This is a genomic window from Dethiosulfovibrio salsuginis, from assembly GCF_900177735.1.
Lineage (GTDB): Bacteria > Synergistota > Synergistia > Synergistales > Dethiosulfovibrionaceae > Dethiosulfovibrio > Dethiosulfovibrio salsuginis.
On the sequence record NZ_FXBB01000005.1, the window covers coordinates 1 to 25,856 of the forward strand.

Annotated in this window: 24 protein-coding genes; 8 read left to right on the top strand and 16 right to left on the bottom strand. The window is 55.1% G+C overall.

Going from position 1 to position 25,856, the window contains the following annotated elements; all coding sequences use genetic code 11:
* Positions 1-554: 554 nt before the first annotated feature.
* The 4 genes from thrS to rpsO form a co-directional block, all read right to left on the bottom strand.
* The gene (thrS, locus tag B9Y55_RS03115) at positions 555-2,447 is read right to left on the bottom strand and encodes a threonine--tRNA ligase (protein WP_085543904.1); all 1,893 of its coding nucleotides are present in this window, start codon (positions 2,445-2,447) and stop codon (positions 555-557) included.
* 297 nt (positions 2,448-2,744) lie between these two features.
* Complete coding sequence (dut, locus tag B9Y55_RS03120) at positions 2,745-3,209, bottom strand: dUTP diphosphatase (RefSeq protein WP_085543905.1); 465 nt, start codon at positions 3,207-3,209, stop codon at positions 2,745-2,747.
* Between the two features lie 3 nt (positions 3,210-3,212).
* Entirely contained in the window at positions 3,213-5,471 is a 2,259-nt protein-coding gene (locus B9Y55_RS03125) for a polyribonucleotide nucleotidyltransferase (protein ID WP_085543906.1), read from the bottom strand.
* Between the two features lie 110 nt (positions 5,472-5,581).
* On the bottom strand, positions 5,582-5,848 hold the full coding sequence (gene rpsO / locus B9Y55_RS03130; protein WP_085543907.1) for a 30S ribosomal protein S15: 267 nt from the start codon (positions 5,846-5,848) through the stop codon (positions 5,582-5,584).
* A gap of 252 nt (positions 5,849-6,100) precedes the next feature.
* On the opposite strand from rpsO, the gene B9Y55_RS03135 reads away from it, so the two are divergent.
* Positions 6,101-6,793: a response regulator transcription factor gene (locus B9Y55_RS03135; protein ID WP_085543908.1), complete on the top strand. Its 693-nt coding sequence runs from the start codon at positions 6,101-6,103 to the stop codon at positions 6,791-6,793.
* Positions 6,794-6,833: 40 nt separating this feature from the next.
* Here the strand turns inward: B9Y55_RS03135 and B9Y55_RS03140 are convergent, their stop codons facing one another.
* The 9 genes from B9Y55_RS03140 to B9Y55_RS03180 all read right to left on the bottom strand — a co-directional run bounded on the left by B9Y55_RS03140 (position 6,834) and on the right by B9Y55_RS03180 (position 15,753).
* Entirely contained in the window at positions 6,834-8,999 is a 2,166-nt protein-coding gene (locus tag B9Y55_RS03140; protein ID WP_085543909.1) for a methyl-accepting chemotaxis protein, read from the bottom strand.
* Between the two features lie 158 nt (positions 9,000-9,157).
* Positions 9,158-10,537: a DegQ family serine endoprotease gene (locus B9Y55_RS03145; protein ID WP_085543910.1), complete on the bottom strand. Its 1,380-nt coding sequence runs from the start codon at positions 10,535-10,537 to the stop codon at positions 9,158-9,160.
* A 64-nt stretch (positions 10,538-10,601) separates the two neighbouring features.
* Positions 10,602-11,378, bottom strand: a complete 777-nt coding sequence (locus tag B9Y55_RS03150) for a prolipoprotein diacylglyceryl transferase (protein WP_085543911.1) — start codon at positions 11,376-11,378, stop codon at positions 10,602-10,604.
* A gap of 3 nt (positions 11,379-11,381) precedes the next feature.
* The gene (locus tag B9Y55_RS03155) at positions 11,382-12,104 is read right to left on the bottom strand and encodes a R3H domain-containing nucleic acid-binding protein (RefSeq protein ID WP_085543912.1); all 723 of its coding nucleotides are present in this window, start codon (positions 12,102-12,104) and stop codon (positions 11,382-11,384) included.
* Positions 12,105-12,126: 22 nt separating this feature from the next.
* Positions 12,127-12,915: a YidC/Oxa1 family membrane protein insertase gene (locus B9Y55_RS03160; RefSeq protein ID WP_234986115.1), complete on the bottom strand. Its 789-nt coding sequence runs from the start codon at positions 12,913-12,915 to the stop codon at positions 12,127-12,129.
* 7 nt (positions 12,916-12,922) lie between these two features.
* On the bottom strand, positions 12,923-13,150 hold the full coding sequence (gene yidD / locus B9Y55_RS03165; protein WP_407641439.1) for a membrane protein insertion efficiency factor YidD: 228 nt from the start codon (positions 13,148-13,150) through the stop codon (positions 12,923-12,925).
* Between the two features lie 17 nt (positions 13,151-13,167).
* Positions 13,168-13,539: a ribonuclease P protein component gene (gene rnpA / locus B9Y55_RS03170; protein ID WP_234986116.1), complete on the bottom strand. Its 372-nt coding sequence runs from the start codon at positions 13,537-13,539 to the stop codon at positions 13,168-13,170.
* 10 nt (positions 13,540-13,549) lie between these two features.
* A complete protein-coding gene (rpmH, locus tag B9Y55_RS03175; protein ID WP_005661824.1) occupies positions 13,550-13,684 on the bottom strand; it encodes a 50S ribosomal protein L34 in 135 nt (44 codons plus the stop codon).
* Between the two features lie 110 nt (positions 13,685-13,794).
* A complete protein-coding gene (locus B9Y55_RS03180; RefSeq protein ID WP_159448213.1) occupies positions 13,795-15,753 on the bottom strand; it encodes an ATP-dependent DNA helicase in 1,959 nt (652 codons plus the stop codon).
* Positions 15,754-15,871: 118 nt separating this feature from the next.
* Here B9Y55_RS03180 and rpsT point away from each other — a divergent pair, with 118 nt between their 5' ends.
* Positions 15,872-16,147: a 30S ribosomal protein S20 gene (gene rpsT, locus B9Y55_RS03185; protein WP_085543915.1), complete on the top strand. Its 276-nt coding sequence runs from the start codon at positions 15,872-15,874 to the stop codon at positions 16,145-16,147.
* Between the two features lie 67 nt (positions 16,148-16,214).
* Here rpsT and B9Y55_RS03190 read toward each other — a convergent pair whose 3' ends face one another.
* Genes B9Y55_RS03190 through radA form a run of 3 tightly spaced genes read right to left on the bottom strand, consistent with a single transcriptional unit; the run spans position 16,215 to position 21,035 of the window.
* Complete coding sequence (locus B9Y55_RS03190; protein ID WP_159448214.1) at positions 16,215-17,105, bottom strand: DNA polymerase III subunit delta; 891 nt, start codon at positions 17,103-17,105, stop codon at positions 16,215-16,217.
* Positions 17,106-17,126: 21 nt separating this feature from the next.
* Entirely contained in the window at positions 17,127-19,634 is a 2,508-nt protein-coding gene (gene leuS / locus B9Y55_RS03195; RefSeq protein WP_085543917.1) for a leucine--tRNA ligase, read from the bottom strand.
* A 60-nt stretch (positions 19,635-19,694) separates the two neighbouring features.
* A complete protein-coding gene (radA, locus tag B9Y55_RS03200) occupies positions 19,695-21,035 on the bottom strand; it encodes a DNA repair protein RadA (protein ID WP_085543918.1) in 1,341 nt (446 codons plus the stop codon).
* 369 nt (positions 21,036-21,404) lie between these two features.
* Here radA and B9Y55_RS03205 point away from each other — a divergent pair, with 369 nt between their 5' ends.
* Genes B9Y55_RS03205 through hisF form a run of 6 tightly spaced genes read left to right on the top strand, consistent with a single transcriptional unit; the run spans position 21,405 to position 25,854 of the window.
* A complete protein-coding gene (locus B9Y55_RS03205) occupies positions 21,405-22,610 on the top strand; it encodes an ATP phosphoribosyltransferase regulatory subunit (RefSeq protein WP_085543919.1) in 1,206 nt (401 codons plus the stop codon).
* Positions 22,607-23,254 (top strand): ATP phosphoribosyltransferase, encoded by a 648-nt coding sequence (hisG, locus tag B9Y55_RS03210; RefSeq protein ID WP_085543920.1) that lies wholly within the window; start codon positions 22,607-22,609, stop codon positions 23,252-23,254. The genes B9Y55_RS03205 and hisG overlap by 4 nt, the downstream gene beginning before the upstream one ends.
* Entirely contained in the window at positions 23,251-23,820 is a 570-nt protein-coding gene (locus B9Y55_RS03215) for an imidazoleglycerol-phosphate dehydratase (protein WP_085543921.1), read from the top strand. The genes hisG and B9Y55_RS03215 overlap by 4 nt, the downstream gene beginning before the upstream one ends.
* Positions 23,817-24,389, top strand: a complete 573-nt coding sequence (gene hisH, locus B9Y55_RS03220) for an imidazole glycerol phosphate synthase subunit HisH (RefSeq protein WP_234986117.1) — start codon at positions 23,817-23,819, stop codon at positions 24,387-24,389. Before B9Y55_RS03215 ends, hisH begins: the two co-directional genes overlap by 4 nt.
* Positions 24,386-25,114: a 1-(5-phosphoribosyl)-5-[(5-phosphoribosylamino)methylideneamino]imidazole-4-carboxamide isomerase gene (locus B9Y55_RS03225; protein ID WP_085543922.1), complete on the top strand. Its 729-nt coding sequence runs from the start codon at positions 24,386-24,388 to the stop codon at positions 25,112-25,114. Before hisH ends, B9Y55_RS03225 begins: the two co-directional genes overlap by 4 nt.
* Positions 25,096-25,854 carry an imidazole glycerol phosphate synthase subunit HisF gene (gene hisF / locus B9Y55_RS03230; protein ID WP_085543923.1) on the top strand — a complete coding sequence of 253 codons (759 nt, stop codon included), beginning with the start codon at positions 25,096-25,098 and terminating at the stop codon, positions 25,852-25,854. Before B9Y55_RS03225 ends, hisF begins: the two co-directional genes overlap by 19 nt.
* The last annotated feature ends 2 nt before the right edge of the window (positions 25,855-25,856 follow it).

The window sequence follows — 25,856 nt, forward strand, 5'->3', positions numbered from 1 at the left end:
AAGGAGAGAGCTTTGACCTTCTCCTTTATGACCTCCACAGACGGGGCTACGGAGAGAACCGCTTTTTTTACCATGTTGTAGATCGTTCCCGTGGATATAGGAAGTTTACAGGCCCCGTGGAGTATGTCGTGGATGCGGTCTATGGATACGGCTCCTATAGTGTTTAGGACGGAGACCAAAGCGATAGTCTCTGGACCATACTGGACGGTGGACCTAAGGAAAAGCCTAAGGAAAAGGACGAGCTAGGTCTATAACAGCATACATGCCCGCAAACTCCAAGTTAGCTAAAGGGAACCTCTAAAAACTCACTTTCGAGTCTCCTCGGAGAGACCGTCCCGCCTGCGCCCTGTTTCGCCCAATCGTATACTCGACCTGCCTGTTCCGTAAGAACCGCCTCGGAGGGCACGTCCTGTGCCCCCTCGGCTTGGGGCGACGTCCTGTCGACCCATTCTTACTACACGACGGCATGTCGAGTATACGGGCTCAAGTGGGCTCCGTCGGAACGGTCTCTCCGAGGATTAGAGTTTTTAGAGGTGCCCTAAAAAGAGTGGCAATTAAAGGGGGGAGAATTGACCCTTTAGGTGTGACAGGAGGTCCTCAAAGGACATGGATCCGAGATCGCCCTCGGAGCGATCTCTCACCGCCGCCGTGCCGCTCTCAAGCTCCTTATCGCCGACTACCAGCATGAAGGGGACTTTCTCCATCTGGGCGTCCCTTATCTTTTTGCCTAGCTTCTCGTCCCTTACGTCTAGCTCCACCCTGTAGTCCTCACATTTAAGCCTCGCCATGAGATCTCTGGCGTAAGCAACGTGGTCCTCTCCGACCGCCAATATCTTTATCTGGACAGGAGCTATCCAGAAGGGGAAGGCTCCTGCGTAATGCTCTATGAGTATGCCGAAGAACCGCTCCAGGCTGCCGAGTATCGTCCTGTGGAGCATGGCGGGACGGTGTTCTTTTCCATCAGGGCCTATGTAGTTTACGTCGAACTTCTCTGGCATCTGGAAGTCAAGCTGGATGGTGCCACACTGCCAGGTCCTGCCTATGCAGTCCTCCAGATGGAAGTCTATTTTAGGTCCGTAGAAGGCTCCATCACCGGGGTTTAGGATGTACTTCACCCCTCTTCTTTCCAGGACCTCCCTTAAAGAGTCTTCCGCCAGCGTCCAAAGCTCATCGGAACCCATGGAGTTCTCCGGCCTTGTGGAGAGCTCTATGTGGTATTTAAAGCCAAACACCTCGGAGTAGATATAGTCCACCATATCCATGATCAGGGAAACCTCGTCTTTGATCTGATCGGGGGTGCAGTAGTGGTGAGCGTCGTCCTGGGTGAAACATCTGACCCTCATCAGACCGTGAAGCACTCCGGACTTTTCGTGACGATGGACGGTCCCCAGCTCACCGAGCCTCAGGGGCAGCTCTCTGTAGCTGTGGAGGTCCGATTTATAGACCATGATCCCTCCAGGACAGTTCATAGGCTTGATGGCGTAGGGCTGTTCGTCGATCTCGGTGAAGTACATATTGTCCCGATAATGATCCCAGTGGCCCGACTGGATCCACAGATCTCTGTTGAGGATCAGAGGGGTCTTTATTTCGTCGTAGCCGTTCTTACGGTGGACCTTTCTCCAGAAGTCCACCAAGGTGTTGATAACCACCATGCCCTTAGGGTGGAAGAATGGGAAACCAGGCCCCTCTCTGTGGAGGGTGAAAAGGCCGAGCTCTCTGCCGAGCTTGCGGTGATCCCTCTTTTTGGCCTCCTCCATCCTGTGGATATAGCCTTCCAGCTCCTCCTGGGAGGCGAAGGCGGTTCCGTATATCCTGGTGAGCATTATGTTATTCTCGTCACCTCTCCAGTAGGCACCGGCGACGGAGAGAAGCTTGAAATACTTGAGATATCTGGTATTAGGAGCGTGAGGTCCACGACAGAGGTCGACATACTCGTCTTGCCAGTAAACGTTGACCGAGTCGTCCTCTATGGCCTCAAGGATCTCCACCTTATAGGGATCCTGACGTTCCCTGAAAAGGGCGATGGCATCCTCTCTGGAGATGTTCTTTCGGACTATAGGAATGCCTTTTTTTACGATCCGCCTCATCTCTTTCTCTATCTCAGAGAGGTCGGACTCGGAGATAGGCTCTTTAAACTCTATATCGTAGTAAAAACCGTCTTTTATAACCGGACCGATGGCCACCACCGAGCCAGGGAAAAGCCTGGTCACCGCCTGGGCGAGAAGGTGAGCGGTGGAGTGCCTGAGTATGTCCAGCCCCTCCTCCGATTCTGCGGTGATAGGGAGCACCTCGGAGTCGGCGGACAAAACCACGTCCAGATCAAGCTCCTGCCCGTTTACCTTAGCTGCCAGAGCCCCTTTATCCTGTTTCCACGATTTAAGGACGTCGCCGGAGGATAAAGAATCCGACTCCATTACCTTACCGTCTGCTCCAGAAAAACGATACATAAATATTCCTCCTAACGGTTAAATACAAAAATTGAACTTAATAGAACCTCTAAAACTCACATTCAGGTCCCCTCGGAGAGACCGTCCCGCCTGCGCCCTGTTTCGCCCAATCGTATACTCGACCTGCCTGTTCCGTACGAACCGCCTCGGAGGGCACGTCCTGTGCCCCCTCGGCTTGGTGCGACGTCCTGTCGCCCCATTCGTACTACACAACGGCAGGTCGAGTATACGGGCTCAAATGGGCTCCGTCGGAACGATCTCTCCGAGGGTCAGAGTTTTTAGAGGTGCCCTAAAGCGTTAACTGACTTCGCCGGGACTGGAGGATAGGCCGGTGCTGCCGAAGCCTCCTTCACCTCTCTCCGTTGAATCCAGGGAGTCTACATCCTCCCAGACAGCTCTGACAACAGGAGTCAGCACCATCTGAGCTATTCTATCCCCGGGGGATACCTCGAAAGGAGAATCTCCAAGGTTCATCAGAATTACCTTGACCTCTCCTCTGTAATCCGAATCTATGGTGCCAGGGGAATTTGGGACCAAGATAGATTTTTTAAGAGCCAGACCGCTTCTCGGCCTTATCTGAGCCTCAAAGCCAACTGGGACGGCGATCTTAAGGCCTGTAGGAACAGCCTCACATCGTCCTGGAGGGATCGCAACCGCCTCGGAGGCCAGTAAGTCCATACCGGCGGAGCCTTCGGTTTCATAGCGAGGAAGGGGAAGCCTTTGGGCTTCCCCTTCCCTTACCACGGGGACGAATACATCCACCTTTTATCTCCTGCCTCTTCCGCCGTCTCCGTTGCCGCCTCTGCGACGATCGTCACCACCAGGACGCCTTCTAGGTCCGTCAGATCCTGCAGGAGGTGCGGGAGGAAGGGTCCCTATAAAGGTGTCCCTCTCCGCCTCAAAGGGCAGGCAGGTCTCGAGGCCAGCCTCTTTAACCTTCGCCTCGTCGGCGAGGATCTTCTTTCTGGTTAGGTTAATTCTTCCCATGTCGTCGATCTCCCTGACCATGACCAAGACCTGATCTCCAGGCTTGAACACGTCCTCCACCTTGCCAACCCTATGGGTGCTTATCTCGCTGACGTGAAGGAGTCCCTCTTTTCCGGGAAGAACCTCCACAAAGGTCCCGAAGGCCATCAGTCTGGTGACCTTGCCCAGGAAGACCTCCCCGGCCTGAACCTCACGGACTATATCGCTGATCATCTTGATGGCGGCGTTGACCTCTTCCTGAGTCGCCCCTGCGACCAGAACCTGGCCGTTATCGTCGATGTTCACCTTAGCTCCGGTCTCCTGGGTGATCCCTCTGATGACCTTTCCGCCAGGTCCTATGACATCCCTGATCTTATCGACGTTGATAGTCATAGTCTGCATTCTAGGGGCGTTAGGTGAAAGATCTCTGGGCTCTGAGATAGCCTCTTCCATAACGTCCAGGATAGCCATTCTGGCATCTCTGGCCTGAGCCAACGCCTGCTGGAGGATAGCTCTGGTGATGCCTCCCGCTTTGTTGTCCATCTGAAGGGCGGTAACGCCGTCTCTGGTTCCAGCCACCTTAAAGTCCATATCTCCGTAGTGATCCTCAAGCCCCTGGATATCGGTCAGGACGACTACGTCGTCTCCCTCTTTGATCAGACCCATAGCGATGCCAGCGACGTGCCTCTTGATAGGAACTCCAGCACTCATGAGGGCCAGACTTCCGCCACATACCGACGCCTGGGAACTGGAACCGTTCGACTCGAGGATATCGGATACAACCCTGGTTACGTAGGGGAACTCGTCCTCTTTCGGGACCACCGGGAACAGTGCTCTTTCCGCTAAAACGCCGTGGCCTATCTCTCGCCTGCCCGGACCTCTCATAGGCCGAACCTCTCCTACGGAGAAAGGAGGGAAGTTATAGTGAAGAAGGAAGCTCTTGTTAGGCTCATCGTGCTTCAGGCCATCGATAAGCTGATCGTCTTCACCTAACATCCCCAAAGTGGCGGTAGCAAGCGCCTGGGTCTCTCCTCTGGTGAAAATAGCCGAACCGTGAACCCTGGGCAAAACGTCGACCTCACAGGATACCGCCCGAAGCTCGTCGGTCCTTCTGCCGTCGGCCCGTCTCTTTTCCTTGACGGTGATGGCTCTCATCATGGTCTTTACCCAGTGCTCTACCACCTTGGAGATATAGCCGCCTTTGTCGGGGTAAGACTCGGCGAAATGCTCCCTTGCCTTAGCCTCTATCTCCCGAATAGCCGATCCTCTCTCCTTTTTCTCGTGGATCATTACGGCACGGCCGATATCCTCTTTCAGATTGGCCTCGACCCACTGGTCTATCTCGGAGAACACCTGAGGAGGCTCGATGACTATCTTAGGACGTCCGATCTCCTCCCTCATCTGAAGCTGAAGGGCGACGATCTTCTTTATCTCCTGATGGGCCATCTCCATAGCGTCGACTAAAAGCTCCTCGGAAACCTCTTTAGAGCCCGACTCCACCATGGTGATACCGTCGGCGTGACCGCTGACCACAAGCTCCAGAGAGCTGTCTACCATCTGAGCCTCTGTAGGGTTAACGACCAACTCTCCGTCGATACAGCCGATCCTTACCGCTCCTACCGGTCCTCCCCAGGGGATATCCGATATAGTCAAAGCGGCGGATGCGGCGTTTATCGCCAGTATATTAGGGGCGTTAAGCTGGTCCACCGATAGGACCGTCGCGACAACGTGGACATCGTGACGCATCCATCCCTCAAAAAGCGACCTTATGGAGCGATCTATGACCCTCGCACTTATGGTGGCGGTCTGAGACGGACGGCCCTCCCTCTTTATGAATCCACCGGGAATCTTTCCTGCAGAGTAAAAACGTTCCTCAAAGTCGACGAGAAGGGGGAAAAAGTCCAGCCCCTCCCTGGGCTTATCGGTCATACAGGCGGTGGTAAGGACAACCGTCTCACCCTGGCTGGCCCAGATGGACCCAGAAGCCTGCTTTGCGACCTTACCGGTCTCAAATACCATCTCCTGTGCCCCAATAGTTACCTTATAGGTCTTCTTCATTCAATGAGTCCTCCTCTTCTTTTCTATCCCTTTTGATGGGGCTAAGCATACCACAAAAGCACCTAAAAAAAAGCGGGAACGGATAAAATCCGTCCCCACAAAAGCCCAAACTAGTGTCTGAGTCCCAGCCTCTCGATGAGGCTCTTATAGCGGTTGAAGTCCTTCTCCCTGACGTAGCGAAGCATCTTACGACGACGGCCGACCATGGTAAGGAGGCCCTTTTTTGAGTGATAGTCGTGCTTGTGGATCTTAAGATGCTCGGTGAGATCCCTGATCCTCTTGGTGAGGATGGCGATCTGAACCTCAGGAGATCCGGTGTCGCTACCGTGAGTGTGATAATCCTCGATAATTACGCCTTTCTGTTCTTTTGTAAGCATTTACGCACCTCTGAATCTGGCATTTAGCCGAAATCCTGAATCCAAGAAAAACCTCTACGGGCAAAACCTAGAACCAGGTGAGTCGAATTCTACCATCAAACCATGGCCTATACAAGAAGCAACGAAAAGATCCAGGAAAAAAACTCAAAAAAATCCTATTTCACTCTCGACAGAAGACTGTGGTTGTGTTTTAATACATGTAAACGGTGGGATACACCGATGAAATACAATCTTTTACCAGGGGTGGTACTAGTGAGAATTCTGATGATAGGGGATAAGGATACGGTAAACACAGGTGAAAACCAGAACCTTTTTGGAGATCTTTCCAGAGAGTTCACGGTGGTCAGGATAAGCGATCCTCAGGAAGGCCTGGAGATGCTTAAGTCCAACAAGTACGATTGCGTCATCATAGACAGAAAGAACGAACAGGACTCCTGCGGCATGGACCTCCTCAGCTTCAACAAAGAGAGCGGCATGGGGCTTCCTATAATGATCATATCCAGCGATAAAACCGTCGAAGATCTGGTCGAGATGTTCAACCAGGGAGCGGACGACTACGTTGGAGCTCCCTGCGACAGCAGAGAGATAATATCCAGGGTTCACTCCCTCATCCGTAGGAGTGCCCAGAGCCACAGGCCTCTTTTAACCTGCGGCAGATTGATTCTCGATCCTATCGCAAGGGAGTGCCGAATAGACGGAAACACCGTCCCATTGAGAAGAAGGGAGTTCGACATACTCGAGCTTCTCATGAAACACGATAATCAGGTCTTCTCCAGGGAGAGGATAATCACCGAGGTATGGCAGAAGGAGTACGACGGCACGAGCAACGTAGTCGACGTACACATAAAATACCTCAGAGACAAGCTCAGAGAGCATAAAATGGACTCTATCGTCGTAACGGTAAGAGGAGTCGGCTACAAGGTACAGTGTAGCGATCTAGTTTAAAAAAAGCCCTGAACCACACGGTTCAGGGCTTTTTTTAGATCTAGTTTTCCCTGGAGACGAGACCTTGAGATCTGCCGCTCTCGGACAGCTTGAAGGACCTGACCAACCCTCTGAGTTCCATAGAGACCTCCGCCAGCTCCTCCGATCCACGGGCTACCCGCTCCGCAGCGGAAGCCACCTCTCCTATCTGACTGCGAACCGTATCGGAAGAGGACGCCGCTAAACTCACCTTCGACGAAACGCCTTGAACCGCGCTGGCTATCTCCTCGCTGGACGCCGCCTGTTCCTGAGAGACCGCCGCGAGATCCTGGGTCGCCGAGGCTATTTTGGAAAGGCCGTCCATCATCTTATCTATGATAACCTTGGTGTTTTCCGCCAGGTCGCTAGACTCCTGGGACTCTTTAGCGTTTTTCTCCGACGAGGACACCACGATATCGAGGTTCTTGGTTATCTCGGAAGCCAGGTTCGCTATCTTCGTCGCCGCCTGATTGCTCTCCTCCGCCAGGTTCCGAACCTCCTCGGCTACCACAGCAAAACCTCGGCCAGCCTCGCCCGCCCGGGCCGCCTCTATAGCGGCGTTCAGGGCCAGAAGGTTGGTCTGATCCGCTATTCTGCTTATCTGAACCACAAAGCTCTGGATCTCCCTCGCTTGATCGCCGAGACCTTTCATCTCCTTAGCGGCACGAAGGGCCTCTTTAGCCATACCTTTAACGCTGGAGGCAACCTTACCGACGGCGTCTATTCCTTCCTCCCCGGCGGAACGAGCCTCATCGACCTCGTTGGCCATATCGGTACCCTTTTGTGCCGTAGACTGTGCCCCACTGGCGACCTCGTCCACCGAGACGTTCATCTCCTTGGCGGTTATCGCCAGGCTGTCCATCTGAGAGGAAACGTCATCCGCACCGGCTCTGGTCTCCTCCACTCCGGCGTTGGTCTCCTGGGCCACCGCGGAGAGATCCTCGGCGGTATTCCCAAGCCTCTCGGCGACGGAGGAGATAGCCTGGAGGGACTCCCGTTGTTTCGATATCATATCGGCGATGGCATCGGCCATCTGTCCTAACTCGTCCCCTCTGGTAGGGCCAAAGTCCTCCCTGGCGACGGTAAGATCGCCGCCTCTAGCCCTCTGAGCCAGCCCTATAACCGTCTGAAGAGGCCTGGTGACCCCTCTAGCCGCCATCAATACGACTAGGGCGACCAAAATCGTCACAGCCAGAGCCACGAAAGCTATGTAATAGAGGAGCGACCTGACGGGCTCCATGACCTTATTAATAGGGACCCCTACGACGAAGGACCAGGGAGTATCGGTCCCTCCGATGGAGATAGGCGTAGCCATAACGTAAATATCGGTGTTCATATGGTCGGCATATACGGTATGGGAATGCTCTCTGCCAGCTTTGACCGCATCGGCAAAGTCGTCGGTCCTATCGCCGTTCATGTCCCTCTCCGAATCCCGCATCTGCTTACCGATCCTCGAGGGATCGAAATGAGCCACCACTGTGCCGTTGTTGCTGAATATGGCGGAAACTCCTGTGCCGTAGGGCTTAATGCCCTCCACCATCCTCTGAAGCTCATCGACTACGATATCCACTCCTACGACACCTAAGACCTTGCCGTCTTTCTTAATAGGGGAAACCAGGCTTATGAGCAAAGTATCCTTTCCGTTCAGAGGATACATGTAGGGTTCCACTATCGTGTCCTCTCCTGTTTTAAGGGGAACCTGATAGTAGTCTCCAATCCCTGGCTTGTCGTAATCGACGAGAGGCTCCAGCTTTATCTCACCGCTCGAGCGATTCCAGTAGGGTATAAAGCGACCGGTTTCGTCGGAGCCTTCCCTGTTAGCGTAACGAGAATCGAGGCCGTCAAGGGCTTTAGGCTCCCAGCAGGACCATATACCGATAAAGCTTGGGTTTGACTCTAAAACTTTTTGAAGCATGTTGTTAAAATAGTTTCGTCTACCTCCAAGACCTATGGTTCCAAAGCCCTCCATTATCTGGGCCATCACCTGGGCGACCCCCAGCCCGGCCTCAAGCTTAGCCTGGACGTCTTTAGCGTGAACCTCCGCCAGGGCATGGGTGTACTCGATAGCCGAATCGGACTGCATAGATCCGGTCCTGGTGTACACCACCGTAGCCATAATGGCTATCCCCAAAACAACGGCACCCAAAACCACCGAGACAAGCTTCTTTCCTATGCTCAAAGTCTTCATAACTAGGCCGCTCCCCCCTTATCAAGAGTAAAAAACACAGTCTATTATAACACCAAGAATACCTATTAATCGGACTGCTAGCCCATAAATCGGGAGGCAGGACAGCACACAATAAAAACGACGTTCCGAACTCTATAGCTCGGAACGCCGTTTTTATTTTACTGGTTTAGAGGTATGGAGATAAAGGAGGTCCTTCCGTCCCTTCTTATGAGCAGAACCGCCGAATCTCCCTCTTTTAACGCCTTCGCCAGATCGGAAGGGCCGGATAGAGACAGGCCGTTGGCCTCTAGAATGACGTCTCCCTCTTTGATGCCCGCCCTTGCGGCGGCCGATCTCTCGCCGACCGACAGGACGACCACACCGTCGTCGGAGGGCAACCCGTATTTCTCTCGCCACTGAGCGGTGACTTTAGCTACCTTAACCCCAAGCCTGTCGACCTGACCGGAATCGGAAGCCCCAAAGGCCACAGTATCGTCGACCTCCGCTAAAAGCACCTCTACTGTCTCCTTCTTCGACCTGCGGACTATCTCAAGGGGGACCTTCTCCCCCGCCATATGGTGTCTGACCTTCATGACAAAATCCTGATGGTCTTTGACCTTCTTGCCGGCGATGGATTTTATGACGTCACCTCTACGGAGCCCCGCTTTCGCCGCCGGTGAATCAGGTATAACGTCGCTAACCAGGGCACCTTCGGTGCCCTCAAGTCCGTAGGCCTGGGCGAAATCTTTGGTGACAGGCTGGACGTACACCCCAAGCCAGCCCCTTCTCACCTTGCCGTAGGTCACTATATCGTCCATGACCTGTTTAGCCATGTCGATAGGTATAGCAAAACCGATCCCCTGGGCGTAGGGTATTATGGCGGTATTTATGCCGATAACCTTGCCGTCCAACCCAAGAAGAGGACCTCCGCTGTTGCCCGGGTTGATGGCCGCATCGGTCTGTAGGAAACCGTCAAAGTTGAAGTTTCTGGCGTTTATGCTCCTGTTTTTAGCGGAGACCACCCCTACTGTCACCGAGTGCTCCAGGCCAAGAGGGTTACCTATGGCGATAGCCCACTCCCCCACTCTGACACCCTCAGAATCGCCAAGCTCGAGTACCGGCAGATCTTTGGCCTCTATCTTAAGGACCGCCAGATCGAAAGTGGGATCCTTTCCTACCACCGAAGCCTCAAAGGTCCTGCCGTCGGAAAGGGTAACGGTTATCTTGTCCGCGTCCGATATGACGTGGTTGTTGGTGAGGATCTTCCCGTCGTCGCTGACGATAAACCCCGATCCCCGACCTCTCATAGGGACCATTTGAGAAAATTCCTTGAACCTATCGCCGAAGAACTCCCTGAAGAACGGATCGTTGCCGAAAGGAGACAGGTTCCTTCTGACCATCGCCTCGGTATCTATGTTGACCACCGCCGGAGCGGCCTTCTCGAAGAGATCGGCCACCGGGTTACCTGAATAGATATCCTGAGCCCATAGAGAAGAGCTTAGGGACAGAACGACGACCAATGCCCCAGCTAAAGCTGTTTTTTTAAGGTTAAAACTCATTATAGCCACCTCCCTGTGTTTTGTCTCACTTTACACCAAAGGGAAGTAATCTACATCGTAAATTTTACCGACCTAAATCAGAGCAATTTGACCTAAGGACGGCGATAGACCTGAAAAGCCAAACCATACCGACTATGGCCACCGCTATTCCGAGAACCTGCCCTAGCTTAAAGGGACCTATCCTGTCGCCTTCCCTTAAGACATCTACAAAAGCCCTCTCAAGGCCGTAGAGAATCATGAGCACCGGCCAAAGAACCGCTACAGGCGATTTTCGATCCGCTGTGCCGATCTTCGACTCAAGGTACCAGAGCAAAAGGGCGATCGCCGAGGCCCCACCGGAATAATAAAGCTGGGTAGGGTGAACCGGTGCGGTCATACCGGGAAACCGTACCCCCAGTAAACAGGAGGTCTCTCCACCGTAGCAACAGCCGTTCAGAAAACAGCCCCACCGACCTATGGCGATACAGGCCATAGTGGGAATGGAAGCGGCGTCAGCGACTTTCCAGACGGGAATCCCTTTTTTACGACAGAGCCATATCCCCGCAAGACCACAGCTCAAGGCAGCGGGCAAAGAGGACATCCCGCCCTCTAAAAGGTTTAGAAGCCTAGAGGGGTCGGCGGCGTAAACCGACCAGTTATCGAAATAACCGCCTATTCTGGCACCTAACAACATCGCCAGAAAACTCCATACCAGAATAGAGTGGAGCTTGTCGGGGTCGACTAAATAGCGAGCCTCCGCCCTGGACCTGGTCCAGAAAAGGGCCACCCATAAACCAGCGGTCCACAGCAGATAATAGCTGTGAACCGGGACGGATCCCAAATAAAAAAGGACCGGCTTCATCGACTATGGCCGCTTGGAGCGGTGTCTTTTACGGCCTTGATTGGTCAACCTCACCGCTACCTTTCTGTCGGGATCGACGCCGATAGAGTGGGTCTCTACGTCTTTTCTGTCCTTCAGAGCCATATGGATTATGCGTCTCTCCCAGCTCGTCATAGGATCGAGGTACACCGTCCTTCCGGTGTTGAGGACATCCCTAGCGGCGGAATTTGCCAGCCTCTGGAGGGAGATCTCCCTTCTATCCCTGTAACCATCGCTATCGAGACGGATCTTTCCGCTGGATGCCTGACGAGACATAAGGTTAGCAAGGTACTCCAGGGCCTTTATCGTATCCCCGTGCTTGCCTATGGCGATAGCGGCATCAGGACCGGAGATATTGAGTCCGAGACCGTCTCCCTTTTCTACCACGAGATCCAGATCCATCCTGGAAAGGAGCTCTCTGATCAGGTCCTCCTCGCAGGAGGGGCTCTCGCACTCGCAGGAGGGCTCGTTCAACGGCTCCTCCACCGGGGTCTCCACCGGTGCCTCTTCTACCGATGGCTCCTCTTCCGGCGAGTAGGCCATTTTAACCTCGACCCTGAGCCTTCTTCCGAAAAGACCGAAAAAGGCCTTTTCCTCGTCGAGAACCTTTACCACCAAGCTATCGGGAGATACCCCCCAAGATCTGGCTACCTGATATCGGGCCTCGTTTTCCGTCTTAACCTCAAGGACAACCTTCTGATTCTCCAAAACGAATCACTCCCTTCCGGTTTTAAAGCTCACCTTTCTTAAGGGGATTTTCCTTGTAAAGGGTTGGCTTTTCCTCGGTAGACACCTTACGGACGACCCACCACTGCTGGGCTACGCCGATAAAGGACGACATTCCCCAGTAGAGCATAACACCGCCAGGAAGACTAAGGCAGATAAATCCCATAAAAAGAGGCATGAAATAGTTCATCATAGCCATCTGAGGATTGCCGCTGGAGGTCATCTTCTGCTGATACCAGGTGACGAAGATTATCAAACCGAGGAGCAGAAGGTTGGGCCCGTAAACCCCTACGGAAGCCAATCCTCCGGGGTTTGCCGCTATGCCCTTAAGGACAGCGGTAAAACCTACCTGGACCCCCTCCTCTGTGACCATGCCAAGAGCGGAGGCCATAGTGGAGAGGACGGACCCTTCCAGGGTAACCCCTAAGAAAGAGGCTCCTCCGAAATCGGAGTTCATAAGGACCCTGAAAAGGAGGATCAGAATAGGCAGCTGAACGAGAAGAGGCAGACAGCCAGCGGCGGGGTTTACCTTGTTCTCCTTGTAGAGAGCCATGGTCTCCCTGCTAAGAGCCTCTTTATCGTCTTTGTACTTCTCCTGGAGCATCTTCAGTCTGGGCTGAAGCTTCTGCATCTTCTGCATACTCACGAGCTGCTTGTGGTTCAAGGGGTGAAGGGCGAGCCTCACCAGAAGGGTCAGACCTATAATCGCTAACCCCCAGGAACCTACAAAACCGTGAATGGCCGACATCAAACCGTACATAGCGTTACTCGCTGCTTCCCACAAAACGCTCACTCTCCCTCTATTTTAAGCGACCTCTGAAGCTATCGTCAGAGGGCACCGGATCGTATCCACCGGGGTTCCAAGGTCCACATTTAGCGATGCGACGGATAGTCATCCAACCGCCACGAAGGACCCCAAACCTATCCAGAGCCTCTATGGCGTACTGAGAACAGGTCGGATAAAAACGACAGTTTTTTCCTAAAAAAGGGGATACCAGAACCTGATATCCCCGAATAATCAAAATCACGATAGACCTCATCGGTTTTACCACGAAGGGCCAGGCCAACTATCGGTCAAAAAACCGGATCTCTTCATCAAAGACCCTAGATCGTAGTAAATATCCCTGCCGTTTGCGGTCAAACCTCTTGTACTGAGGCTAAACACCAACCATACCCCAGGACGAACCCAGGGAGCCAGCCTGCGGGCCGCCTCCCGAAGCACCCGTCTTCCGCGACTGCGGACACAGGCGTTACCCTGTCTTTTGCCCACCACCACGCCGAAACGGGTAACCCCGTCAGGCGCCTCGATAAACAACAACCGCACCAGCGAACCTCTGTGCCGACCGCCGGTGCGGAACACAGCGTCAAATTCCCATCCCTTCCTGAGACGCAAGGAAGGTGGATACGGAAAAGCCAACGCTACGGAACTATACTGCCAGTCTCTTACGACCTTTAGCCCTGCGGTTTGCCAGGATACGACGTCCGCTTGGGGAGCTGGAGCGGGCGAGGAAACCCATCTTTCTCTTCCTAGGTCTGTTGTGAGGCTGAAATGTCTGTTTCATTGCTACACCTGCTTTCTCTAATGTAAATAAAGGTATTTGCCGACAATTAAACCTATCGTTATACGGAGATAGGCGATCCCTCTCGCAGGATCTTCAACCGGGACAATATATCATACTCCACCAATGTGAGCAACAGCCCTATCTATCACTCTAACCCTCTTAATGGGCACGGATGGCAAACTTTCCAGGATCCTCCAGTTGGCTCTGGAGAGGACCCTGCCGTCGAGTATAGCCACCTTTCCTCTGTCCGAACCGGAGCGGATAAGCCTACCTATCGCCTGACGAAGGCTCATCTTCGCGCTAGGCAGGACGGATCTCATAAAACTGGCCTGTCCCTCCAGGTCTCGTCGAGCTATCTGAACTGGATCCTCTGGGTGGGGGAAGGGAACTCTGTCCACTATAACCTGGGTCAGCGAATCTCCGGGAACGTCCACCCCTTCCCTAAAGGACACCGTTCCAACCAGCACGGAGGTCCGGTCCTCTCGGAAGAGCCTCAATAGCTCGGACCTAGGTAATTCCCCCTGGACGAGTACAGAGTATCCGTCGTCGTTTTTCTTGAGATAGCTACCGACCCGCCGCAACAGCCTGGTCGAGCTGAGCAACACCAGAGAGCTACCTCGGTTATCCTTACATAGCTTTCGGACAACCCGACACACCCTATCGTCGTATCTTTCGTCCGTGACCGCCGTATCCAGATCGACCACCGAGATATCCATCTGACCTTTGAGATCGAATGGGGAATCGAGCAAAAGGGTCCTGTCGGGAACCAACCCCGTCTCCCTGATCCAGTAATCCAGCTTTCCGTCCACCGCCATAGTGGCGGAAAGGGCCACTATAACCGGCGAATCGCCGGAGACCCCGAAAGAGGAGGGTAGCATATCGCCGCACCAGCTAGGAGAGCTAAAAAGCCCTCCCTCCTCCCTCCAATAGGTCCAATGGGGATAGTCGGACACGTCCAGACACCACCGGAGGGACTCTATCATCTCCACCAGCACCTGAGACCAGGCCAGATACTCACCGTTATCCCTGGCGACATCCTCCCCTGCTGGCCCCATGTCGGATATATAGTCGTCGATCTTTCTACCTATAGAGGTTATAGGGCCTAAGCTATCCATGAGGGCCCTTCCGTCCCTGGTAAGCTGCTCGGGGGGATCGTTAAAGATTCCTCCTCTACCCCCTAAACTGTCCAGCCTGTCGAAAAAGGCCTTGGCCAGCTCCCCGGACTCTTTAACCAGCCCGGCCTGAGACTCTGGATCGTAGCCCAGGGCGTTACAGACGGCCTGATCCAGCCTAGGGAGGGGAACCCTTTTCAGATGTCTGAGCCAATCGTCTTTTCTGACCGATTGAGTCGATACCGACGAAAGGGCCTCCGCCATCCTATGGGCCTCATCGCAGAAAATCGCCTTAACAGGCACCGGGAAAGCCCCCCCTCTGCTGAGGGTATAGGCGAAAAAGAGGTGATAGTTAGCCACTACAACCTGCCACCTTGCGGCGTTTCTGAGAGACTTTTGGACGAAACATCGCTCTCTAAAAGGGCATCTGCCGCCGAGACAGCCCCTAAAGCTCGCCGATATACGCTCCACCACCGGATGACCTGGAGGCAGAGGTATCTCCGACAGGTCTCCTTCGTCGGTGGTGGAGAGCCAGGCCATTATGGTCTCCGACGCCTCTCCTCCGTCGTTGAAGGAGAGAAAGCCGTCGTCTCCTAAGTCAAAGGCCTTTCTCATACATCCGTAGTTTCCTCTTCCCTTCAGAAGTCCGAAAGAAACCGGGACCCCCATAACCTGGGAAAGGGCGGGAAGATCTTTCGATATCAGCTGTTCCTGAAGGGGAATACTGGAGGTAAGGACCAATACCGCTCCCCCCTCCTTTTGAACCCACTCTATAGCAGGAGCCAAAAAGGCAAAACTCTTCCCTACCCCTGTAGGGGCCTCGGCGGCCAGAAGATAGCCTCCTCCCGCTTTAAGACCCTCGGCAATAGCCTTAGAGAGGGTCTCCTGCTGGGCTCTATACTCGAAGCCCTCGAGTTTTGAACAAAAAAGGCCATCAGGCCCAAAGAAATCGGTCATGCAATCACCGTCGTTTTCTGATACAATCTTGTATTGCGCCCGAAGCATAGCCTATGGCTCTCGACACGACGAGCGTGTTAGAATATAATACGATTTTTTTCGAGGAGGTGAAACAAGGATGCCCAACAAACAGTCCGCAAAGAGACGAGTACGTACTTCGGAGAAGAACCGTCTTTACAACCGCTACTGGAAGAGTCGCTGCAAAACCGCAGCCAAGAGGGTTATCGAGTCCATAGCGGCGGGAGATACCGACCTGGCAGCTAAAAGGCTTGATATGGCTCAGTCCGTACTGGACAAGGCAGTCGTCAAAGGCGTGGTTCACAAAAACACCGCCGCTCGCCGCAAGTCCAGCCTGGCCGCAAAGGTCAAGGGACTGGCCACAGCCAAGGCCTAATGAAACGACCTCCTATGGAGGACCACCACCGAGAGGATGCGGAGACGCACCTCTCGTTTTTTTATGCCTAAAGCCTGGGGAGCAACAGCCTCTCAAGGCCTATCCATCCTTCCCCTGCGCCGGTCCTCTCCGCCATAGAGAGGCCCACGACCTCAGCCATAAGGGCCACAAGCTCTGAGAGATCGTAGAGCCCTGCCCCTTCCCAGGCCTGACGGGCCTGATACTGGGTCATGCCTAAAGCCCTCTCGAAGCCTCCGTCTTTTCCGTACTTTTTGAGATAAAAGGCAAAACGGATTCGCTTGTGAAGTGCCGCCAAGACGGGGATAAGCTCACCGGCATCCTCAAGCTCTCTCAAGCCCTGAATGCACAGCCCCGCCCTTCTTGAGCAAAAACCGTCCAGCAAAGTCAGCATTCCCCGTCCCTGCTGGTTTAAAACCATCTCCTTAACAAGCCCAAGGTCCACAGTAGCACCGTCGGCAACCTCGCCTAAAGTAGCCAGTACGGAGAGGAGCTCCTCTCCGTCGTCGAGCCACTCCACCATCGTAGAGGCCCCTTCGTGGGACAGGTCTATGCCCGAAGAACGGGCCTTGCCTATCAGCCATGAGACCCTTTTTGAGGGCCAAAAAGGCACCACCTCCGCCTCCATCAAGGAGGATTTTGCGACGACCTCTTTGCCCAAAAACTTCTTGTGGTTTCCCCGGTAGACTAAGATCAGCCTTACATCGCTATCGGGACCCTCGAGAACATCTATAGAAGCCGAAGGGAAACTCCCTAAAGAGGTCGGATCCTCCAGTATTCGTGCTACTTTCGAGGAAAACAGCCCTGTTGCCATCGAATCGGACATAAGCTCCGACCAGCTGTCCCAGGATTGGCCCTCTCTGACCTCATACCCCTGAGATCGACACTCGGAGACCGCCTCGGAAAGGAGACGCCGCTGAGAGGACTCAGCGGCGCTCACGATCACCAGATGGGGCACCGACTACTTCACCACCAGATTGACCAAACGGCCGGGGACCACTATGACCTTTACGACCTTCATCCCTTCCATTCGCTTCTGAACTCCAGGATGCTCTAAGGCTATTTTCTCCAGATCCTCTTTGGATATATCCGAGGGAACCTGGAGCTTTTCCCTGACCTTGCCGTTGACCTGAATCGCTATGGTAACCTCGTCGTCCACGGTCATATCGGGGTCGTACTCAGGCCACGCCTCAAGAGAAGCGCAGCTGGTCTTGCCAAGCCTCTCCCACAGCTCTTCGGCCATATGGGGAGCGTAGGGGCAGAGACAGAGGACGAAAGGCTCTATCAGCGATCTATACACCTGATCGTGCTTATAGCTCTCGTTTACGAAGACCATCATCTGGGCTATGGCGGTATTGAAGTTCAGAGAATCGGTGTCCTCGGACACCTTCTTTACGGTCTTATGGAGACACCGGGCCAGCTCCACAGGGGGAACGTCGTCAACCATAGGCCTGTCCATCAGACGCCACAGCCTCTCCAGAAAGCGGTGAACTCCTATAAGCCCCTGGGTGGACCAGGGCTTGGACATCTGGAGGGGGCCCATGAACATCTCGTACATCCTCATGGAATCGGCGCCGTAGTTCTTTATTATGTCGTCGGGGTTTATGACGTTTTTAAGGGACTTGGACATCTTGGCCACGACCCTCTCAAGGGGCTCCCCTGTGGCTGTCTCGACGAAAGAATCGGGACCGACCTCTGTGACCTGATCCATGGCCACCAGGGACTTGTCCTTCCTCTGATAGGCGTAGGAGGTTATCATTCCCTGGTTGACCAGCCTCCGGAAAGGCTCGTCGGTGTTGACAACTCCGATATCGAAAAGCACCTTATGCCAGAACCGGGCGTAGAGCAGATGAAGCACAGCGTGCTCCGCCCCTCCTACGTAGAGATCCACAGGCATCCAGTAGTCCACCTTATCCTGGCCGACGAACTCTCTGTCGTTTTTGGGATCCAGATACCTGAGGTAATACCAGCAGGACCCGGCCCACTGGGGCATGGTGTTTGTCTCCCTCTTGCCCTTACCGCCGCAACAGGGACAGGTGGTGTTTACCCACGACTCTATAGCCGCCAGTGGAGATTCTCCCGTCCCGGTTGGGACGTAGCTCTCCACCTCGGGCAACAGAAGAGGAAGCTGATCCTCCGGCACCGGCACTATGCCGCACTTCTCGCAGTGGACCAAGGGGATAGGCTCTCCCCAATACCTCTGCCTTGAGAAAACCCAATCACGGAGCTTGTAGTTTATGGCCCTGTTGCCCTTTCCCCTCTCCTCCAGCCACTGAATCGTGGCCTCTATGGCCTCCTCCTTGCCCATACCGTCCAGAAAACCCGAGTTCACGTGAGGACCGTCGCCGGTAAAGGCCTCCTTCGAGACATCGCCGCCCTGAAGAACCTCGATTATGGGAAGGTCGAACTTGGTGGCGAACTCCCAGTCCCTCTGGTCGTGGGCGGGAACTGCCATAATGGCCCCGGTCCCGTAGGATATTAGGATATAGTCGGAGATCCACACAGGAACTCTCTCGCCGTTCATGGGGTTTATGGCGTAGGCTCCGGTGAAGGCCCCGGTCTTGTCCTTGTTCAGCTCGGTCCTCTCCAGGTCAGATTTCAGCGACGCCTGTCTTATGTAATTGACCACCTCTTCCCGGTGCTCGTCGGTAGTTATGACGTCCACCAGGGGATGCTCAGGGGCAAGAACCATGTAAGTAGCACCGAAAAGGGTGTCGGGCCTGGTGGTGTAGACCCGAAGCTCTCCCTGTCCTCCCTCTAAGGAGAAGGCCACCTCAGCCCCGGTGCTCTTGCCTATCCAGTTTCTCTGCATGGCCTTTATGGCCTCGGGCCACTCCACCTTGTCGATATCCTGCAAAAGCCTCTCGGCGTAGGCGGTTATCCTGAGGATCCACTGGCGAAGGTTCTTCCTCTCCACCTGAGCCCCGCACCTCTCGCAACGGCCCTCTTTGACCTCTTCGTTGGCGAGTCCGGTCAGACAGGAGGGACACCAGTTGATAGGGGTCTCGGACTCGTAGGCCAGGCCCTTCTCGAAAAGCTTCAGAAATATCCACTGGGTCCAACGATAGTAGTCAGGTGTATGGGTCGATACCTCCCTGTCCCAGTCGTAGGAGAAACCCAGGGACTTTATCTGCTCCCTGAAGTTATCGATGTTGCTTTTGGTGGTTATCTCCGGATGGGTCCCGGTCTTTATGGCGTAGTTCTCCGCCGGAAGTCCGAATGAATCGAACCCCATAGGATGGAGGACGGCGTAGCCCTTCATCCTGAGGAATCTACAGTATATGTCCGTAGCGGTGTAGCCCTCTGGGTGGCCGACGTGAAGCCCTGCCCCGGAGGGATAGGGGAACATGTCGAGAACGTACCGCCTTCTGTCCTTCGGTATGGAGGGATCCTCCACCGCCTTGAAGGTCCTGTTGTCATCCCAATACTTTTGCCATTTACCCTCTATGGATCGAAAATCGTAATCCAAAGTCAACTCCTCCTCCGTATCTCTTTCTGGGCCGATTATACCCACAAAACCGCTGAGCCGCTAGCCAAGGCCTACGGAGGCCACAGCCTCAGCCAAAGACCTAACCCTTATGACCTTAACGTCAGGAGGCAGCTCCTCGCCCTCTCTGGCACTGACCACGGCGGTCTTAAAGCCCAGCCTGGCGGCCTCTTTAAGCCTCTGAGGGGTTCGACCGACAGGACGAATCTCCCCCACCAACCCGACCTCCCCGAGCAGACAACAGTCCGACGGTAGTGCCCTGTCGGACGCCGAGGAAACCAGAGCCATCGCCAGAGCCAGGTCCGCACCAGGGTCTCTCAGGTCAAGCCCTCCCGCCACGTTGGCGTAGACGTCCAGACCGGAGGTAGAGAGTCCACAGCGCTTTTGGATCACCGCCAACAGAAGGTGGAGCTTGTTCAAGGAAAAGCCCCTCGCCGTCCTCTTAGGATAGGGGAAAACGGTGGTCGCAGCCAAAGCCTGGACCTCCGCAACGAGGGGCCGACTTCCCTCCATGACCACGGTGACAGCCACCCCTGGAACCGACTCATCCCCCCTATTCCAGTAGAGGCCACTGGGATCCTCCACCGCCTTAAGGCCCCGCCCCTCCATCTGAAAGAGGCCCACCTCGTCGGTGCCACCGTATCGGTTTTTCGTGGCCCTAAGGACCCGATAGGCGGAGCTCTCCTCGCCGGAGAACAGCAGCACCGTGTCCACCATGTGCTCCAAAAGCATGGGCCCGGCGATCCGTCCCTCTTTGGTTATGTGGCCCACCAAAACCGTGGGGATGCCTCTGCTTTTTGCCACATCGATACACCTCTGGGCCACCGCTCTCACCTGGGTCGGAGTCCCAGGCCATCCCGACTCCTCGCCGGTCTTCATGGCCTGAACGCTGTCCACCACCAGCACACCGTGGTCCGACAGGACCTCTAACGCACCGTCCACGTCGCTGTGGCAGAATATCTCCAGCCCCTCCACGTCCGCCCCAAGCCGAGACGACCGAAGGGCAACCTGAGAGGCGGACTCCTCGCCGGAGACGTAGAGCACCTTAGATCCCGACCGAGCCAGGTTACCGCAGACCTGAAGGAGCAAAGTCGACTTCCCTATCCCGGGCTGTCCTCCTAGTAGGACCACACCTCCCTCGACCATACCGCCGCCTAAAACCCTGTCCAGCTCGCCTATCCCGGAGGAAAAACGCCGAGGGGGCTTTAGCCCCAGGACCTTCTGAGGTGACATAGGCCGAGCCCTTTCACTCTGGGCGCTAGAGGAGATCAGCTCCTGCTCTACGGACCCCCACTCTCCGCATTTAGGACACCTGCCCACAGGAGACAGGCTGACGTAGCCGCACTGGTAGCAGGAATACCTCACTTCGTTTTTTTTAGCCACAACATCACCCCCTTTGAGAATTTCCTCGGAGAGACCGTCCCGCCATCGCCCTGTCTCGCCCGGGCGTATACTCGACCTGCCTGTTCCGTACGAACCGCCTTGGAGGGCACGTCCTGTGCCCCCTCGGCTTGGGGCGACGTCCTGTCGCCCCATTCGTACTACACGACGGCATGTCGAGTATACGGGCTCGAACGGGCTACGTCGGAACGGTCTCTCCGAGGATTGGCGTTTTTAGAGATGCTCTTTAGACAAACGTGATCCATTTTAGCTATATTCCGGGAAACACGCCACTTTACAGCCGCAAAGAGAGATGTTATCATCTCTCCCATTGTCACTCTAACGATTTACCACAGTAAAGGATGTGCTCCTATGACCTGCACCATGATCAGAGTGGCCGAGGGATCGTCCAACGCCGGAGGAAAGATGGCCATAGCAATAGAGAGATGCCGACACCTTATGGTGGACCGGTTTAACCGCCACGGATACAGGCTCTTTTGGCCCTCAGGGCTTCAGCTTCTGGAGACCTGCTGGCTACTCCCTCCGTCCATAAGACGACAGCTAATAGTCCTAAACTCGCCAGCAGGAGAGCCCTGCTGTCTAAGGCCGGACATAACCTTAGCGGCGGTCAGCTACATGGCGAGCAACTACCCTCTCGACCAGTGGCCTCTCAGGATATGCTATTCCGACCGGGTGTACCGAAAGGCCCCTAAAGGATCGGCGATAGAGACGTTTCAGATAGGTGCGGAGCTACTGGGATGGGAGGGAGAGGGGGCGGATCTGGAGATGCTCCACCTTCTGGTTAAATCCCTGGACGACCTGGGCCTGACCGACACGGTGCTGGTGCTGAGCGACCCTTCTCTGGTGTCCAGGGCCATGGAGGGCATCGACCTGGACATGAGGGGAAAAATGATCCGGTCCCTTCAGGATCGGTCCTACCGTTCCTATATGGACCTTGCCAAAAACGCCCCAGGATCTCACAGAAAGTTTCTACAGGCCCTTCCGGAGCTCAAGGGCAAGGGGGAGGCCCTGGAGGAGATAAAAAAACTGACCGGCAAGGGAGAGACCGAGGCCTTAGAGAGGATACACCGTTCCATATCTTCGGTGATGTCGAAAGACAGGGTCTTCTTCGACCTGGCATCGGTGAGGGAGCTGGACTACTACAGCGGGCCGATTTTCGACGTCTACTCATCGGGATCGGGAACCTCCCTGGGGGGAGGGGGAAGGTACGACGGCCTTCTGAGCCGCTACGGCCTTTCAGGACAGGCCGTAGGATTCGGTTTAGACCTGGAGGAACTGGCAAAACAGTCGTCATATCGAAACCCCGAGCCTATCGTGGCGGTGTGGGGAGGGGGAACATCGGTGGAAAAGGCCCTTAACTCCTGCTCCCTCCTCCACGACCTAGGACTCACCACGGAGATACTGTGGAGCTCGGAGAAAAGCCAGTCCCAGGAGCGAACCAGAGCCAAAGGATACCGATGGTGGTTCGACCCGGAGAACAGGCTGATAATCGACGTCGAGAAGGGCCTGGAGATGGCCTTAGATAGATGGATAGAGGAAAGGAATGAACTACCATGATAACCATAGCCTTGCCAACAGGGCGGGTGCTCAAAGAGGCTATAGAGATACTGGAGGACGGAGGACTGCCCGTAGAGGGCCTTAAAAATCCCGGCAGGGAGCTGGTCATAGAGGAAGGTTCAACGAGGTACATTCTGGCAAAACCTATGGACGTACCTCTCTACGTCCACCGTGGGGTGGCGGACCTGGCACTGGCGGGAAGCGACGTCCTCTGGGAGTCGGGAAGCCAGCTTGTGGAGCTTCTGGACACAGGGAGGGGGCTGTGCTCCCTACAGGTGGCCGGTCCACCGGAGCTGTCGGATAGATTCAAAGGCCACAGGTCGGAGCTGATGGGACTTAAAGTAGCCACAAAATACCCGGAGATAGCTGACAGACACTTCTCTCGAAAGGCCATACAGATAGACCTTGTACACCTAAACGGCTCTATAGAGCTGGCCCCTAGGCTCGGCCTCACCGACTGCATACTGGACATAGTCCAGACCGGATCGACATTGAAGGCAAACGGCCTGGTCCTGCTGGAATACGTCGCTCCGGTTTCTCTGCGGCTGGTGGCGAGCAGAAAAGGGGCCTCCACCATGTGGGACAGAATAGGCCCTCTGGTGAACTCCATAAAAAAGGAAAGCTCCCAGCAGGTGGCCTCATGATCTCCCGGACAAGGACGACGAAAGAGACCTCCGTGGAGATATCCCTGGAGGTAGCCCCTACCGAGCAGACCGTATCGATAAAGACAGGATGTCCTTTTATGGACCACATGATAACCCTGCTGGCCTTCCACGGAGGATGGTCCCTGACGGTCTCCGCCCAAGGGGACGACGTGGACGACCACCACATCGCCGAGGACCTTGCCATAACCTTAGGGAGCGCCGTCCTTAAATCCCTGGAGGGCAGGACCTACAGAAGATACGGCTGGTGCGCCATGCCTATGGACGGAACACTGGTTCTTACGTCGGTGGACCTTAGCGGAAGAGGAAGCCTAACCTCGGACCTCCCCTTCCCCACCGAAAAGTGCGGATCCTTCGACACAGAGCTGATAGAGGAGTTCTGGAGGGCCTTTGCCCGAGAGTCTAGGTCCACGGTACACCTGAGGGCCCTATCGGTGGACAACTCCCACCACCTGGCAGAGGCCACCTTCAAGGGAATGGGACAGGCACTCAGACAGGCACTGGAGGACGACCGATCGGTCCGATCCACCAAGGGGGTGCTTGTTTGAAGATCGGCATCATAGACTACGGAGCGGGCAACCTGGGCAACGTGGTCAGAGCCCTGAAGAGGCTGGACCTGGAAGGTGCGGTGCTGTCTTTACCGGAGGAGGCTAAAAAGGCCTCCTTTTTGATACTGCCCGGGGTCGGCGCCTTCGATCCAGCTATGAAAAACCTGGCGGCCAGGGGCTGGGACGAGAGGATAATCGACTGGGCGGAGCGTGGAAACCCCATTCTAGGCATCTGCCTTGGAATGCAGCTAATGGCTCAAAGCAGCACCGAAGGAGGGCTGACACCGGGCCTAGGCCTTATAGACGGCCAGGTGGTTAAACTGGACATAACCCCATCCCCTCACATGGGATGGAACACCCTATCGGGATCGAAGGAACACTACTACTTCGTCCACAGCTACGGCATCGTCCGTTCTAAAGACGTTGCGACCACCACCGAGGTGGGAGGAACGTCTTTCGTGTCGTCGGCGGTCAAAGGCTCGGTGACGGGACTACAGTTCCACCCGGAGAGGAGCGGCCCCTCGGGGCTTCGGCTGCTGGATAAAATAATCAAAGGGAAGGGGCTGTGAGGACGTTGGAGCTATACCCCGCCATAGACCTGTACGGAGGAAAAGTGGTTCGGCTGGAGAACGGCCGGTTCGACATGATGAAAACCTACGGAGAGGACCCAGTGGAGACCGCACTGGAGCTGGCCCGCTCGGGCTGCCGATGGCTTCACCTCATAGACCTGGAAGGAGCCGAAAAAGGAAGGCCGATCCATCTGGAGACCTTAAAGGACATAAAGGCCGCCACAGGGACGTCCATACAGTACGGAGGAGGGCTGAGGACCGAAGGGCAGGTGGAAGAGGCTCTGAACTGTGGGGCCGACAGGGTTTACCTCGGGAGCCTTATATTCAAAGGAGACCCAAAAGCACTCTGGGGCAGGTTCGGCCCGAAAGTGGTCCCCTCGGTGGACGTCAAAGGGGGAACGGTAGCCATATCGGGCTGGACCGAGACGACCTCCCTGTCCCCAGACGAAGCCATAGGCCGACTGATGGACCTAGGCTACAGGACCTTTTTGGTGACCTCCATAGGCAGAGACGGAACGGCCTCGGGACCAGAGCTGTCCCTTTACGACGGACTGGACCACGAAAAGGCGAACCTCATAGCGGCGGGAGGCATAAGGAACCTGGAGGACATTAAAAATCTGGATAACGCTGGGGTCTCCGGCTCGGTCCTCGGGACGTGTCTCTACGAAAGCACCTTAAACCTGAAAGAAGCCATGGAGGCCCTGCAATGCTCACTAAAAGGATAATACCCTGCCTGGACGTAAAGGCCGGGCGGGTGGTGAAAGGCATCAACTTCAAAGACCTTAGAGACGCAGGAGATCCGGCGGAGCTGGCGGAGAGCTACATGAAAGAGGGAGCCGACGAGCTGGTACTGCTCGATATAAGCGCGTCGGAGGAAAGGAGGGGGACCATGGCCCGGTGGGTCCAGGCTGTGGCGGACAGACTGACCATACCTTTCACAGTGGGAGGGGGCATCTCCTCGGCGGACCAGGCCAGAGAGCTTGTATCCATAGGGGCGGACAAAATATCCCTCAACACCGCCGCCGTGGGCGACCCGGACCTCATATCCCGCTGTGCCGACCTCCTAGGCTCTCAGGCGGTGGTGGTGGCCATAGACGTCAAGAAAAAGGGCAAAAGCTGGAAGGTGTTCACCCACGGAGGAAACCTAGAGACCTCTTTGGACTGTTTAGACTGGATAGGGCAGGTCGAAAGGATGGGATGCGGCGAGATACTGCTCACCTCCATGGACGGCGATGGCACCAAAGAGGGCTACGACCTGGAGCTGCTGATTGAGGCGTCTAAAAGGACGTCGGTCCCTATAATAGCCTCCGGCGGGGCTGGATCGGCGGAGCACATAGCCCAGGCCCTGGAGTCGGGCGCTCAGGCGGCCCTGGCGGCGTCTATATTTCACTACGGCATACTCAGGATCAAAGAGGTAAAAGAACACCTCTCGGACAGAGGGATTTCCGTTAGAATAGGAGAATAATC